Consider the following 15,838-nt stretch of genomic DNA (forward strand, 5'->3'; position numbering starts at 1 on the left):
TTAAATGCATCTTACAATTTGTAAGATGCATTTTTTTATACCTTAAAGTAGTTTAGCTTTGCGCTATGGTAAGGAATATACAATATAGATTATCTCTTAAAGAAGAAGGCCAACCCGGAATGCTTTTAAAAAAGGTTGCAAAACATCTAGGGCAAGACGAAAAAGACATCGCAATAAAAGTTTTACGTAAATCTATTGATGCTCGTAAACCCTCTATTTATTTTAATTATAAGTTAGAAATCTATATTCGCGAAAAACCATCAAAAAAACCAGATTATACGTTCAATTATAAAAATGTTTCTAAAGCCAAAGAAATACATATTATTGGTTTTGGCCCTGCTGGTATGTGGGCTGCTTTACGTTGTTTAGAATTAGGTTACAAGCCTATTGTTTTAGAACGCGGTACTAAAGTTCAGGAACGTAGACGCGATTTAAAAGCCATAAACCAAGACCATTTAGTAAATGAAGATAGTAATTACTGCTTTGGAGAAGGTGGTGCTGGAACCTATTCCGATGGAAAACTATACACTCGTAGCCTTAAAAGAGGGGATGTTCGTAAAATTTTTGAAAGCCTTGTTTATCACGGTGCTACAGAACAAATTTTAGTAGATGCGCACCCACATATTGGCACCAATAAACTACCAAAAATTGTTCAAAATGTTCGGGAAAAAATTATAGAACATGGTGGCGAAATTCATTTTAATACTCGTGTAACCGATTTCACAGTTAAAAACAACAAAATAACTGCCATACAATTACAGAACGGTAATGAAATGATTGCTAATAGAGTTATACTAGCAACAGGACATTCTGCACGTGATATTTATTATTTACTGAACAATAAGAAAATTGCTTTAAAAGCAAAGTCATTTGCTATGGGTGTTCGTGTAGAGCATCCGCAGCATATAATAGATTCTATACAGTACCATTGTAAAGGCGATAGAAATACTCTTTTGCCAGCCGCTTCTTATAGCTTGGTAGAACAGGTTAAAAACAGAGGAGTATATTCTTTTTGTATGTGCCCTGGCGGATTTATTGTTCCTGCTGCTACTGCTCCTGGAGAAGTTGTTGTAAACGGCATGTCTCCCTCTAAACGAAATAATTTATATGCAAACTCAGGAATAGTGGTAGAAATTAATGCTGAGGAAGATTTGTATAAGTTCGAAAAATTTGGAGTTCTTAAAGGTTTGGAATACCAAAAAAGTTTAGAACGCTTAGCTTTTACTGCAGGTGGTCGCAGCCAAGTTGCACCATCACAAAGACTTACTGATTTTGTGGAAGGAAATTTATCTACAGACTTAAATCCAACTTCTTACCAACCAGGATTAAAATCATCTCCCCTACATTCTCTTTTACCAAAAGGAATTGGTAGCAGATTACGTGGCGGATTTAAAGCCTTTGGAGAAAAAATGAGAGGCTATTATACTGCAGAAGCTAATATTGTTGGTGTAGAATCTAGAACCTCATCTCCTGTAAATATTCCTAGAAACAAAAAATTAGAGCATCCAGAAATTGAAGGTTTATTCCCTTGTGGAGAAGGTGGCGGTTATGCTGGTGGTATTGTATCTGCAGCTATGGACGGGGAACGTTGTGCTGAGGCTGCTATTGCTAGCTTATAGTTTTTTAATCTTTATTTACCCTGTATGTAATTTTTTTATTTGTAATAACCTTACACAAACTCATTTCTATGGTTGTAGTTGCCGTAAGGTTTAATACAGGATCCCCAGACATACCTCCATATTCCACAACATACCCTTGTGCAGAATAGGCTCCACTTGTTGCAGTAACATTTGGCAGGTCATTCCACGAACCCAAAATTCCCACCGAATTATCTGTTATATGTGCATAATTTTCTTCACCGTCTATACCGGCATTAGGATAATCGTTAGGTTCATTATTATTCCAAAAAGCATAGGTTAATTCTGTACCTCCTACATTTCCATCCCAAAATTGTGTGCCAGCCTCAGGGCCTGTCATCCAACGCCATTCCCCCTCTACTGCTTCATCCGAAGCTCCAATCCACCCTACACCTTGCGCTTGCGAACCCGAAAAATCTGCTTCTTCTTGCGATGTTAAGGTTACCAAGTACCCTTGTAAACCAAAATATGTTCGGTTACTTGCTGCAATTTCAGCATCGGTCCAAGAAATATTTGGGTCAGACACAAATTCATAATAATGCTGCGTTGATGGTAAATAATTAGCTTCCCCTACAGTTATAGAAAATTGCCTAACACCAGTAGGGTTTGCCGCACTCGTAGAAAATTCAGTTGCCAATATTGCAGTTTCAAATTCTGCATAGGTTGTTGGCCCTTGTAAAGTTATTTCTCCTTCTGTAGCATCCCAACTAGAAGTAATATTTGGGTGGCTACCTGTTAAGGTTAGTATATCTTCTCCTGTAACATATCCACCTGAAATTTGTATATAAACTGCTGTAGTTGTAGTATCATCTGGATCCGTAATATTAATTGTTTGCGCCACAGGAACAGAAGACCCTGGACAATATATTTGAGAACCCGATCCGGCTACTATCGGCGGTTGGTTTGGTAAGGTTCCTGTAAAAAGAACGTTATCAATAAATACTTGCTCAGTATTTACATCCCAATCACCACTACCCGAAATAAATCTAATGCCAGCGTCTGCTATAATCTGATTGGTATTTAAATCGTAACTTAAACTTCCTGTACCATTTAAATTAGCAACAGTAACATAGTTAAACCCATCATATAATTGCACATTTATAGTTTCGTCTCCACTAGTTCTATTATAATCTAGGGTAAGGGTAACGCTTTCATAAGCAGATAAGTCTAAATTACGAGTTATGTACCTTGTGTCTAGGTTTCTAAATCGAAGTTGATTATTATTTACTCGTATTCTTCCTCCATTTGCATTTGTTCCTTCTCCTGTTTCTGTCCATCCGGCAGCAAAATTCTCGGAACCATCGTTAGCAGTATAACTTACACTTTGAAAATTATGAGCAAAAGTTTCTTGACTTATACTAGTAAAAGACCATAACAGAAATAATATCGTACAAATAAGTCCTAAGGGAAATTTCATTTTATTTTAGTTATAATACTTATTTAATGATGTATACAAAGTCTCCAATTTATTTAAGTTACTAAATACAGCCTAATTATTGTTGTAAAACCTTGTATTAATGACGTAAAGCAACTTAAAAGCAATATATACCAAATAAAAAACTATTTCTTTTAGATAAATAATCTCTATTTTATTCTTTTTCTACTCCATAAACGTATCTTCGCCGCATATTTTAAAATAAATGACATTCAAAGATTTAGGTATAGCTTTACCTATATTAAAAGCTATAGAAGAGCAAGGGTATGCCAACCCTACTCCTATTCAAGAACAAGCAATTCCTATTTTACTTCAAAAAAAAGACCTTTTAGGGGTTGCACAAACTGGAACAGGAAAAACTGCGGCTTTTAGTATTCCTATAATTCATCACCTACATAGTAACCAAGAACATATAAAAGGGAAAAAACGTATAAGAGGGCTTATAGTTACACCAACTAGAGAGCTTGCTATACAAATTGGCGAAAACTTTACAGCATATAGTAAGCATACAAATGTTAAAAACACGGTTATCTTTGGTGGTGTAAAACAACAAAAGCAAGTAAATGCTTTACGCCCAGGTGTAGATGCTTTGATTGCAACTCCAGGAAGATTATTAGATTTAATGAATCAAAACATTATATCGCTTAGAGATATTGAGTATGTGGTTTTAGATGAAGCAGACCAAATGCTAGACATGGGGTTTATTCATGATATTAAAAAGATCATTGCAAAATTACCTACTAAGAGACAGTCTTTATTTTTCTCTGCTACCATGCCAAAAGACATTGTAGAACTTTCCAAAAGAATACTAGGAGATTTTGAGCGTGTTACTATAAAGCCAAAACAAGCTACAGCAGAAAGAGTTGAGCAAGGTATTTATTTTGTTAGTAAAACTAATAAACCAAAATTACTAATACATTTAATACAAGAAAAACCGGAGGCATCGGTTTTAGTTTTTTCTAGAACTAAACATGGCGCAAATAAAATTGTTAAGAAACTTGCGCAAGCAGATATTAATTCTGCAGCCATTCACGGTAACAAATCACAAACGGCAAGACAAAAGGCCCTTGGTGCTTTTAAAGAAGGGAAACTTAATGTTCTTGTTGCAACAGATATTGCTGCACGTGGTATAGATGTAGACGACCTTTCTTTGGTAATAAATTATGATTTACCTAATATTCCAGAAACCTACGTACACCGTATTGGTAGAACAGGACGTGCCAGTGCCAGTGGCATTGCTATATCTTTTTGTATGGCAGAAGAACGCGCCTATTTAAAAGATATAGAAAAGTTAATTAAGCAACAGGTTCCAAGATTGGGAGACCATCCTTTTATGGAAGATGCACAAGAAAACATCGAACTTAAACCCCAAAAACCTAGTAACAATAAAACTAGAAATAATAATAGACCTTCTAGAAATTCAAATAGAAACCGAAAATCTAACTACAGAGGAAAAAACAATAGAAACTCTAGCAGAAATAATCCTGATAAGAGAGATTAAAAAAAATAATAATTTAAAAAAGCCTGTTCTAGTCTATAGAATGGGCTTTTTTTTTATGCATCAACAACATCTTCAAAAAATATTTTATCTTTTTTTTGACCATATGCAACCTATTCTATTTTCTTTTGTCTTTACTAAACATACATTAAAACATCCATCAAAAAACAACAATTAAATCATGAAGAAATTAGGATTACTATTTTTATTTTTCACTTCGCTCCTAAGTGCGCAGGAAAATTTTACGGTCAGCGGGTCTATTACCGATGCCAGTAATGGGGAAACTCTCTTTGGAGCATCCGTTTTTTTAGAAGGCACTACTATAGGTGCTATTACTAATGAGTATGGCTTTTACTCTATCACTGCCCCTAGCGGAGATTACAATTTAATAATCTCTTATGTAGGTTTTTTAGATGTAAAAAAGGAAATTACTCTAAATCAAAATCAAAAAGTAAATTTTGAAATTCAAGAATATGCTACGCAGTTAGAAGAAGTTGTTTTAACAGCGGATGAAAAAGAGCATGTAAATATTAGAAAACCAGAAATGAGCGTTAACAAGCTTAACATTAAAACGGTAAAACGTATGCCTGTGGTTTTAGGAGAGGTAGATATTATAAAATCTCTACAAATGCTCCCTGGAGTTACTAATAATGGAGAAGGTTCTAGTGGCTTTAACGTACGTGGAGGCGCGGCAGACCAGAATTTGGTGTTGCTAGATGAAGCCATTATTTACAATACATCGCACATGCTAGGTTTCTTTTCGGTCTTTAATGCAGACGCTATTAAAGACATTAAACTACACAAAGGAGGTATTCCTGCAAAGTTTGGCGGTAGAACTTCCTCGGTATTAGATGTAAGACAAAAAGACGGTAATAATAAAAGGTTCGCTGCATCTGGAGGAATTGGACTTATTTCTAGTAGATTGGCATTAGAAGGACCTTTATTTAATAAAAAAGGCTCTTTTCTTGTTGCTGGTAGATCCTCTTATGTAAATGTATTTTTAGCTGCATTTAATAACAAAAACAGAGTTGGTTTTTACGATTTAAACCTAAAAACACATTATAACTTTAATGAAAACAATAAGCTTTTTCTTTCTGGATATTTTGGAAGAGATACATTTAAATTAGGGAGTAGTTTTGAAACTACCTATGGTAATGCTTCTGGAAACTTACGTTGGAACCATATTTTTAATGAACGCTTATTCTCTAATTTATCTTTAATCTATAGCCGCTATGATTACGACATTGGAATAAGAGTTGCCGAGTTTAACTGGATTTCTGCAATAGATAATTACAATGCTAAGTACGATTTAAAATACTACTTCAATGATAAATTTAAATTAGACTTTGGTGCTAGTGCCATTTATTATGATTTTAATCCTGGTGCTATAGAACCTACCTCTAGTGAATCTTCTGTAAATGCTATGCAATTAGACAAAAAGAAAGCCTTAGAAACTGGTGTTTATATTAATGCAGAACACAAACTTACAGATAAATTAACCGCGCAATATGGTTTACGCTACAGCTATTTTAACCGTTTAGGAGGGCAAGCTTTAAATAATTATGCAAATAACCAGCCTGTTGCTTACAACCCTGTTTTAGGTATTTATGAACGTGGTGAGGAAATAGGAGAAACTGTTTATGACGACGGAGAATCTATAGCTAATTATGGTAATTTAGAACCTAGAGTTTCTATGGCTTATGAGTTAAATGAAAACTCCTCGGTAAAATTAGGATACTCTAGAGTTGCACAGTATATTCATTTATTATCTAACACAGCATCGGTTACTCCTTTAGATGTTTGGACGCCTAGCGGCAAGTATGTAAAACCCCAATTGTCTGACCAATTTGCTATAGGCTATTTTAAAAATTTTAAAGATGAAGCATATTCTTTAGAAGTAGAGTCTTATTACAAGACTACAGATAACCGTATTGATTATATAGATGGTTCTGATTTAATTGGGAACAACACCATAGAAACCGAAATATTAAATAGCGAGTCTAGAGCTTATGGATTAGAAGTGTTATTTAGAAAAAATACAGGTAATTTTACTGGGTGGGTAGCCTATACACTTTCTAAATCTGAGCAAAGAACAGATGATGCCAATGCTGGTGGTCCTGGAATTAGCAATGGAGAATGGTATAAAACACCTTACGACCGCTTACATGATTTATCTATTACAGGATCTTATAAGGCATCAGATAAATGGACATTTAGTTCTAACTTTGCTTTACAATCGGGAAGACCTGTTACCTACCCTAACGGTCAATACCAATACGAAGGGCTTTCTATTGCTAGTTACTCTAATAGAAATTCGGATAGGTTACCATTGTACCACCGCCTAGATTTATCGGCTACATATACGCCAAATAAAAAACCAAATAGAAGATGGAAAGGCGAATGGGTTTTTGGAATCTATAATGTCTACAATAAGAAAAATGCGGCATCTATCTCTTTTGGTCAAAACACAGAAACTGGTGTAAATGAAGCTACAAGAACTGCCATCTTTGGAATGGTACCATCTGCAACCTATAACTTTAAATTTTAATACGATGAAATTATATATAAAACTCATAACGCTACTAACCATAAGTTTGTTCATCTCTTGTGAAGATGTAATTGATGTAGAAGTACAAAACGCTCCAGAAAGGCTGGTTATTGAAGCATCTTTAGACTGGGAAAAAGGAACAACAGGTGCTAACCAAACCATAAAGTTATCTACCTCATCTACTTATTTTGTAGAAGACCAAAGTTCTCCTGTAACTAATGCTACTGTAAAGGTTACAAATACAAATACCTCCGAAGAATTCATTTTTGAAAATCAAAATAATGGGGATTATACTATTACTACATTTAATCCAATTATAGAAGATACTTATATGCTAGAAGTTATTTACAATAACGAAGTATATACTGCTACAGAAAATTTAAAACCTGTAACCGATATTACAAGAGTAGAACAATCTACAGAAAAAGGTTTTGATGATGAAGTATTAGAAGTTGTTGCATATTTTAATGACCCTGAAGATGAAAAAAACTTTTATCTATTTAGATTTAAAGAAGATGGCGATTTATTTTATGAACTAGAAGCTGGCAATGATCAATTTATTAATGGAAATGAAATAGACTGGTGGCATGAGAAAGATGAAGATGACAACCAAGGCGAGTTTACTACTGGAGACCGTGTAGAATTAGAAATGTATGGTATTTCTGAGACATACTATAATTATATAAACACCTTAATAGAACAATCTGAAGGGGTAGGTTTATTTGGTACTACACCAGTTGCTTTAAAAGGGAACTGTATAAACCAAACAAATGCCAATAACTATGCGCATGGCTTTTTTAGACTTACCCAAGTTGTAAAAACCAATTACACATTTGAATAATATTTTTTTGGTTTTTTTAATGGTAAGGGAGTAGCCTAGTTGCTACTCCCTTTTTATATTTTAGATTTTTTCTATACTATTTCTTTAAAAAAGAAATTAAAATTTTATTTAACTCTGTAGCATGTGTAATATGAAGCCCATGCGGAGCTCCTTTAATAACCTCAAACCTATTATCTATAATACCAGAAGCTGCTTGTTTAGAGGAAGTTTCAATAGGTACGGTACCATCTGCATCTCCATGAACAATTAAAGTAGGTACTGTAACATTTTGTAACTCTGGTCTAAAATCTGTATGCATCCAGGAAAGTGCTGTTTGGATTGTTGCTCGTGGGGAAGCCCAAGAAGCGACTGTAAAATCATAATCTAATTGGGCAGCGCTAACACGGTCTTTATTGTTTTCATAATTATAAAACCCTTTATGGAATTTATTTTTCAAAAAGTGTACCCTATCCTTTTCTAAAGCATCAATAATACCATTTAAGTCATTTTCGGGTACACCATTAGGATTATCCTCTTTCTTTTTTACTAATGGAATTATAGAACTTATTAAAACTGCTTTTGCTATACGATCAGACCCGTAATTGGTAAAATAACGAACTACTTCACCTCCACCCATTGAAAACCCTACTAATATAACATTTGTTAAATCTAATTCTTCTATTAAAGCATGTAAATCACTGGTGAGTGTAGTATAGTCATAATCCTCCCAAGGAGAGGAAGATGTTCCAAATCCACGACGATCATATGAAATGCAGCGAAAACCTTCATCTACTAGTTTCCACACTTGTTGCTCCCAAGTTTTTTGACTCAATGGCCATCCATGAATTAAAATTACGGGTTGTCCATTCCCATAATCTTCATAAAAAATATCTACTTGTACCTTTGCTTTTTTGTTTGTTATAAATGGCATAAATTCATTTTTTAGGTTCACACTAAATTATTGTAAAAAAACAATACCCTTTACTCCTATTACAATAAATTATATCTCAAATATCAAAAATATTTGGTGGTCTTTAATTTTACATCTTAAAAAATGTCATTTATGCTGTAATGATTTTAAAAAAATATGTGAAATAATAATTAATTAAAACACTTTGAAGCAGCAAAGAATTTACCACTGATTGGTTAAAGCTAATTACAGATTATCTAATTGATTACTTTTTTTGTCTTTACTAATAGTCCAAAAGAAACCTACAAAAAAGAAAGTATCTGCGGTTGGTCTTATAGAACGCCTATTAAATGCTCCGTTTACATCTGGAGCGTTAGCATATTGATAGCCACTTACATTATTAAAACCTAGAGCATTGTTTATAGATAGATATAAGATTTTTTGAGGCGATATTAAATACGCCCAATTAACACTTAAATTATTATAGCTCTTTGTTTTTTCTGCTAAAAATTTAGAAGAATTAGGATCATCATAAGGTCTACCAGAACCATAGGTATAAGAAGCACCAATTTGTGAACGCCAATCTTCTACCCAGTATTTAGTTACTAAAGAAAAGTTATGGGTAGGTGCAAAATTTGGGGTCGCTTTTTCTTCAAAATTTAAATAATCTCTTTTCGTATTTAAATAGGAATAAGAAATCCAGTAGTCTAAATTTTTAATACTCTTATTATCTCTCCAAAAAACATCTATACCAGAAGCGTAGCCACTTCCTAAATTGTTATACGCACTATTAAACATGGGCATATCTGTATCATACTTCACTAAACTTTTATAGTCTTTATAATATGTTTCTGCCCTAAAAGTTTTTCCATCATTTAAATATTGGTAATTAAATATGTAATGCGCCGTTTTTTCAGATTTTAAATTATCGTTAAACTTTAAAAAATTGGTTTGTGGGTTTTGATAAAAATCGCCATAGGCCAAAGAAAATTGTCCTTTATCACTACTCTTATACGCTAATGATACTCTTGGAGATAAAGTAAAATCTTTCAACGTTTTAGAATACTCTCCTCTTACCCCTACTTTCATTGCTAGTTTATTGCTAAAAAAAATATCGGCCTCCGAAAACGCACCAGATAAATTCTCTTTTAAACCACTCATAAAAGTAGTCCCATTTTCTTCCGTAAAAATATCTTCATAATCTGTACTAAAATATTCTGCCCCAAAGTGTAGCTGAAACCTGCTGCTAAAACTCTTCTTTACTTTTACTTTTACGTGCGATGCTATTTCCTCTGTGCCTATCTTATCGGTTAAAATTCCTATTTTATTTTTGTCTGATGAAATACTAGCTCCAGAAGTAATGGTCCATTCGTTCTCTAAAAAGTGCTTATAAGAAGCGTTTACGTATAGATTGTTATTCTTTAACTGAAAAGGAACATAGTCTTCATAATTTACATCCTCTTGCTCAATATCTAAATTACTATGGTTAAATCCTGTATATAATTTAAACATACTTTTTTCTGCTTTACTTCTAAAAACTGCTTCACCAGCAATAGATTCGTAAGGCTCATTCCAACGTGCACCTTGATTATTAGGAATTATACTTTGGTATGGAGCCAAATTAATATAAGACGCATTAAAACTTAAAGATTGGTTTCCCCAAATCTCGGTATGTCCCAAACCTCCTCCAACAGACATTAATGAAATATCGGTCTTTTCTTGTTTTGGCATATCTTCTGTATTTAATAACAAAACACTGGACAATGCTTGCCCATATTCAGCAGAATATCCTCCTGTACTAAACGTTATTCCTTTAAATAAAAAAGGAGAAAACCTGCCTCTTGTAGGAATGTTATTTGCCGTAGCATTAAAAGGCTGAAAAACTCGTAAACCATCTATAAAAACCTGAGTTTCTCCTGCGGAACCACCACGAACAAATAATCTACCATCTTCACTAACTGTACTAGTTCCTGGCAAGGTTTGTAATGCTGCAACAAAATCTCCTAAAGCGCCTGCAGTAGTAACAACATCTAATGGCTTTAATACCGCTACTTTAGAATTATCGCCTGCCTTAAAAGTCCCCGCAGTTAAAGTAACCCCTGTAAGTTCATTAATAGCTTCGCGCATTTTAATAGGTATATTTTTATAATAGGAAACTTCTCCCATTTCATAGTGCGTTTCATAAGAAAGTGCAGATATAATAAGCGTTTGCGTGCCTTCTAATGTAGTTTCAAAGGAAAAAATTCCTTCTGCATTTGTAGAGGCGCCATCATAGGTACCTTCTAAATATACATTGGCACCTACAATAGGATTGTCTTTTTCATTTACTACTTTTCCAGAAATTGTAGCCTGAGAGAGAGCAACCGTAGTTGTAAAAAATAAAATAAAATAAGTTACTAGTTTTAACATGACTGTTCGATTTTTTGATTTTAATACTCCAAAAATGCGAACAGCCTGTCTCCAAAACTAAATAAGATCACCCAGTTGGGAATTATGGCTACTGAAATGTTAGAAATGTGACGGTTTAACCATCATTACTAATTAATATTTGTTAAAAAATTCATTTCCTTTTAATAGTATAAAGGTATTACATAAAAAATCGTTTTATAATAAGTTTTATTGATAGTTTTAATACCTTTATAGCATTAAAATTATAATGCATGACTATTACACAATTACAGTATGTTTTAGCAGTTGCTGAGCACCAAAACTTTACACTTGCCGCACAAAAAAGTTTTGTTACCCAACCAACTTTAAGTATGCAAGTTCAAAAACTTGAAGATGAGTTAGATATACTTATTTTTGATCGAAGTAAAAAACCAATTACGATTACCGAAGTTGGTAAAAAAATTGTAGAACAGGCCAAAAATATTGTAAACGAAGCGGAACGTATTAAAGATATTGTAGATCAAGAAAAGGGGTTTATTGGGGGTGATTATACTTTAGGAATAATACCTACTATTATGCCAACCTTACTACCAATGTTTTTAAAAGCTTTTATTAATAAGTACCCTAAAGTAAACCTTATTATAAAAGAACAAAGTACAGAAAACTTAATACGAAATATACAAGATGGCCATATAGATGCTGCTATTGCTGCAACTCCTTTAGAGGTTGAATTTATAAAAGAACGCCCTTTATATTATGAGCCTTTTGTTGGTTATGTTCCAAATAACCACAGACTTAAAAACTTAGATAATTTAAAGCCAGAGGATTTAAGTATTAATGATATTCTTTTATTACAAGATGGACATTGTTTTAGAGAAGGCGTAATTAACTTATGTAAAGCTTCTAAAAATTATAATGAAGAGCATTTTCAATTACAGAGCGGTAGTTTTGAAACTCTAGTAAATCTTTCTGATGAAGGTCTTGGAATGACACTCCTACCCTATTTAAATACCTTGAGCCTAGATGAAGTTAAAAAAGCGAAGCTAAAGTATTTTGATGCGCCTTCTCCAGCAAGGGAAGTAAGCCTTATTTATCATAAGAGCGAACTTAAAATACAAATAACAGAAGCCTTAAGAGATGTAATTTCTGGAATTGTTCGGGGAGCTATTGCTTTTCAGGATGTAAAAATAATTAGTCCTATTTCTAAATAAACTATAGAGATAAAAACGAAGTAGTAATATCAATTTAAAAAAACGGTCACTAAATAGTGACCGTTTTATATTATGCCGTTAAAAAAAATATACTGGTTTGTAATTCTGGTTTATCGTTAATAAACTGTTGTAACCATTTTTTTAACTCTTCTATTTCTTCTGGTAATAGTATTCTTAAACTTTTTTTTAATTCCTTACAGAAAAGAACACTATCAAAACTAACTTTTTTTAAAACCGTTTTTGTGTATTCTAACATTGCCTTTGGCATATTTCTTAAATATTTAAATTAAATAATACTCTCTAGTAAAATTAACCATATTACCTTTTATTTATTGTACCTGTTAAGTTAAATATTCGATAATTTCTTGTTAAAAAAAAGGATTTCCTTACTTTTCTCATAATATTTTAATTAAATGCAAAAAAAACAACGTTAAAAACAAGAAACTAATAATCAAATGGTTATCTATAAAATTAATAATTCACATTGGTTTTATATCGTATTTCGCAAGTTTTTTATTTAAATTTAACTTCAACCTAAAACATTTTATTTTAGATGAAGATTTTTTTGCTATTTTTTACAATACTATTATTTTTTACTAGTTGTAAAAATTCTAAAATTAGCTTAGACTCCAACCTTTATAAAAATAGTTTTAAAGGGGTTTTAGTAATAGATCCAATTAAAAAAGATACACTATACAATCTTAACAGTACAAAATATTTTACGCCTGCTAGTAACACTAAAATATTTACTCTATATGCTTCTTTGCATATACTACCTAATAATATACCTTCTTTAAAATACAGTATTCAAAAAGATACTATTTATATACAAGGAACTGGAGACCCAACTCTTTTGCACCCCTATTTTAAGGACAATACGGCTATATCTTTACTAAAGAAATATTCCAATATAGTTTTAAACATTTCTAATTTTAAAGATAATAAATATGGTCCTGGTTGGGCTTGGGAAGATTATGGCACCTACTATTCTCCCGAAAAAAGTAGTTTACCTATATATGGTAATGTTATTACTGTATATAATAAAGAAAATTTAATTTCTACACCTAATTATTTTAAAGACAGTGTAACATTTTCTGATTTTCCAAAAAGAAGAGAAGAGCATACTAATACATTTTATTATAATAGCACCTCTAAAGACACTATTACAACTCCTTTTATTACTAGCAACAGTTTAACTAAAGACCTTCTAGAAGAAATATTACAAAAGAATATCACAATTTCTTCTAAGTTACCTAAGGGTGATAAAAATATTTTATATGGTATAGCATCAGATTCTGTCTATAAAAGAATGATGCATAAGAGCGATAATTTTTTAGCAGAACAATTAATGCTGGTAAGTTCTGGTATTCTTTCTGATACTCTAAATTTTAACATTGCTAAAAAGTATATTTTAGAAACGAAGTTATCTAACTTAAAACAAAAACCAAGATGGGTAGATGGTTCTGGTTTATCTAGGTATAATCTTTTTACACCAGAATCTATGGTGCATGTGCTTCATGAACTCTATAAAAAATTACCTAAAGAAAGGTTATACACTTTATTTCCTGTAACTAACACTCCTAAAATAAAAAATGGAGATACTGTGCAAGAACCCTATTTATATGCCAAATCTGGTAGTTTAGGTAACAATTATTGCTTAAGCGGTTACCTTATAACCAACTCTGGAAAAACAGTTATTTTTAGTTTTATGAATAATCATTTTGTTGCGTCTTCATCTGATATTAAAAAAGAAATGCATCATTTTTTTGAAAAAATAAGAGATACTTATTAAAACTATAAAAGGTTTTGTATTTGCGCGTGCTGTAAAAGCATTATCGTTTTTCCATCTTTAATTTTACCATTTTGCACCCAACTAATTGCTTCCTCTAAAGAAACTTCTAGAACTTCTATATTCTCTGTCTCATAGTCTGCGCCTCCACCGGCACTTATTTTATTCTCCTCTTTATACTCCCCAACAAAAAAATGTACTTTTTGCATAACCGTTCCGGGTACCATAAAACTCTCAAACACTTTAGTAACTACGTCTATTTTATAGCCTGTTTCTTCTATAGCCTCTTTTATAATACAAACTTCTGGTGTATCACCATCTAAAAGACCTGCGCATACTTCTACCATCATTCCATTTCCTAGTTCTAGCTCTGTTTCATTTTGGAAAACAGGCATCCTAAACTGTTTTGTTAAAACTACAGTTTGCTTTTGTTTGTTATATAAGAGTATTGCTGCTGCATCTCCACAATCATAGACCTCACGTTCTTGCTTTTCCCAAACTCCGTCTTCTCTTAAATATTCAAAACTAAATTTGCTTAACGTATACCAATTATCTGATAATAAATCCTTTATTACATTCCTTACTTTACCGTATTTCATATTACAAAGATTAGCATAATAAAAATTATTTTTCAAATAAAAAGCGCTATATATTTAAAATACATAACGCTTTAATAAATTTATTTTTTTTATTAAAATCTATTATCGCCATCTAATAAGTCTCCAATACCTCCTAAAAGGCTACCCTCTCCTTTACTATTTCCGCTTCTAGGCAGTGCAGATAAAACTCTACCTGCTAATCTACTAAAAGGTAAAGATTGCACATATACTGTTCCAGGTCCTCTTAGGGTGGCAAAAAATAAGCCTTCGCCTCCAAAAACTGTATTCTTAATACCGCCAATAAACTCTATATCATAATCTACGGTTTGGCTAAAACCAACTATACAACCAGTATCTACTTTTAATACTTCACCAGCAGCAAGCACTTTTTTAGCTAAGGTTCCTCCAGCATGTACAAATGCCATACCATCGCCTTCTAACTTTTGCATAATAAAGCCTTCGCCTCCAAAAAGACCTCTTCCTAACTTTTTAGAAAATTCAACACCTACAGAAACTCCCTTGGCTGCACATAGAAAAGCATCTTTCTGACAAATAAATTTTCCTTGTTTTTCAGATAAATCTATTGGAACAATTTTTCCTGGGTATGGAGATGCAAAACTCACTTGTTTTTTCACTTGCCCTATATTTAAAAAAGCAGTCATAAATAAACTTTCGCCTGTTAGCATTCTTTTCCCTGCAGAAAATAGTTTACCCAAAACTCCTTTTTCTTGATTAGAGCCATCCCCAAAAATGGTATCCATTTTAATATCAGAATCCATCATCATAAAACTACCTGCTTCTGCTACTACTGCTTCTTGCGGGTCTAGTTCTATTTCTACATATTGCATTTCTTCTCCAAAAATCTGATAATCTATTTCGTGCGCGTTCATTTTAAAATAATTTTTATGATTGATACTTATATGTATACAAACAAAGGTCATTTGTTACAAGTTATTTCATTTTTTTTTGAAACGGCTACGCAACTATTCATTTAATTTAGTAT

Annotated in this window: 12 protein-coding genes; 6 read left to right on the forward strand and 6 right to left on the reverse strand. The window is 32.6% G+C overall.

From position 1 onward, the window contains the following. The first annotated feature begins 65 nt into the window (after positions 1-65). Positions 66-1,619 carry an FAD-dependent oxidoreductase gene (locus tag Q0945_RS11795; protein ID WP_299434779.1) on the forward strand — a complete coding sequence of 518 codons (1,554 nt, stop codon included), beginning with the start codon at positions 66-68 and terminating at the stop codon, positions 1,617-1,619. A gap of 4 nt (positions 1,620-1,623) precedes the next feature. Here Q0945_RS11795 and Q0945_RS11800 read toward each other — a convergent pair whose 3' ends face one another. Further along, positions 1,624-3,054, reverse strand: coding sequence for a C-type lectin domain-containing protein (locus tag Q0945_RS11800; RefSeq protein WP_299434781.1), 1,431 nt, complete (start codon positions 3,052-3,054; stop codon positions 1,624-1,626). 223 nt (positions 3,055-3,277) lie between these two features. Between Q0945_RS11800 and Q0945_RS11805 the strand changes: the two genes are divergently transcribed. The 3 genes from Q0945_RS11805 to Q0945_RS11815 all read left to right on the forward strand — a co-directional run bounded on the left by Q0945_RS11805 (position 3,278) and on the right by Q0945_RS11815 (position 7,959). Continuing rightward, the gene (locus tag Q0945_RS11805; protein ID WP_299434783.1) at positions 3,278-4,573 is read left to right on the forward strand and encodes a DEAD/DEAH box helicase; all 1,296 of its coding nucleotides are present in this window, start codon (positions 3,278-3,280) and stop codon (positions 4,571-4,573) included. A gap of 178 nt (positions 4,574-4,751) precedes the next feature. Then, entirely contained in the window at positions 4,752-7,118 is a 2,367-nt protein-coding gene (locus tag Q0945_RS11810) for a TonB-dependent receptor (protein ID WP_299434785.1), read from the forward strand. A gap of 4 nt (positions 7,119-7,122) precedes the next feature. Continuing rightward, entirely contained in the window at positions 7,123-7,959 is an 837-nt protein-coding gene (locus Q0945_RS11815) for a DUF4249 family protein (RefSeq protein WP_299434787.1), read from the forward strand. Positions 7,960-8,035: 76 nt separating this feature from the next. Here the strand turns inward: Q0945_RS11815 and Q0945_RS11820 are convergent, their stop codons facing one another. After that, positions 8,036-8,869 carry an alpha/beta hydrolase gene (locus Q0945_RS11820; protein WP_299434789.1) on the reverse strand — a complete coding sequence of 278 codons (834 nt, stop codon included), beginning with the start codon at positions 8,867-8,869 and terminating at the stop codon, positions 8,036-8,038. 225 nt (positions 8,870-9,094) lie between these two features. Continuing rightward, positions 9,095-11,257 (reverse strand): TonB-dependent receptor, encoded by a 2,163-nt coding sequence (locus tag Q0945_RS11825; protein WP_299434791.1) that lies wholly within the window; start codon positions 11,255-11,257, stop codon positions 9,095-9,097. A 251-nt stretch (positions 11,258-11,508) separates the two neighbouring features. Between Q0945_RS11825 and Q0945_RS11830 the strand changes: the two genes are divergently transcribed. Beyond that, on the forward strand, positions 11,509-12,447 hold the full coding sequence (locus Q0945_RS11830) for a LysR substrate-binding domain-containing protein (RefSeq protein WP_299434793.1): 939 nt from the start codon (positions 11,509-11,511) through the stop codon (positions 12,445-12,447). A 70-nt stretch (positions 12,448-12,517) separates the two neighbouring features. Here the strand turns inward: Q0945_RS11830 and Q0945_RS11835 are convergent, their stop codons facing one another. Then, positions 12,518-12,715, reverse strand: coding sequence for a hypothetical protein (locus tag Q0945_RS11835; RefSeq protein ID WP_299434795.1), 198 nt, complete (start codon positions 12,713-12,715; stop codon positions 12,518-12,520). Between the two features lie 285 nt (positions 12,716-13,000). Here Q0945_RS11835 and Q0945_RS11840 point away from each other — a divergent pair, with 285 nt between their 5' ends. Beyond that, entirely contained in the window at positions 13,001-14,239 is a 1,239-nt protein-coding gene (locus Q0945_RS11840; RefSeq protein WP_299434797.1) for a D-alanyl-D-alanine carboxypeptidase, read from the forward strand. A gap of 2 nt (positions 14,240-14,241) precedes the next feature. Here the strand turns inward: Q0945_RS11840 and Q0945_RS11845 are convergent, their stop codons facing one another. Next, complete coding sequence (locus tag Q0945_RS11845) at positions 14,242-14,835, reverse strand: NUDIX domain-containing protein (RefSeq protein ID WP_299434799.1); 594 nt, start codon at positions 14,833-14,835, stop codon at positions 14,242-14,244. A gap of 92 nt (positions 14,836-14,927) precedes the next feature. Next, positions 14,928-15,725, reverse strand: a complete 798-nt coding sequence (locus Q0945_RS11850) for a TIGR00266 family protein (protein WP_299434801.1) — start codon at positions 15,723-15,725, stop codon at positions 14,928-14,930. Positions 15,726-15,838: the final 113 nt, after the last annotated feature.

It is taken from the genome of uncultured Maribacter sp. (assembly GCF_947500405.1).
Lineage (GTDB): Bacteria > Bacteroidota > Bacteroidia > Flavobacteriales > Flavobacteriaceae > Maribacter_B.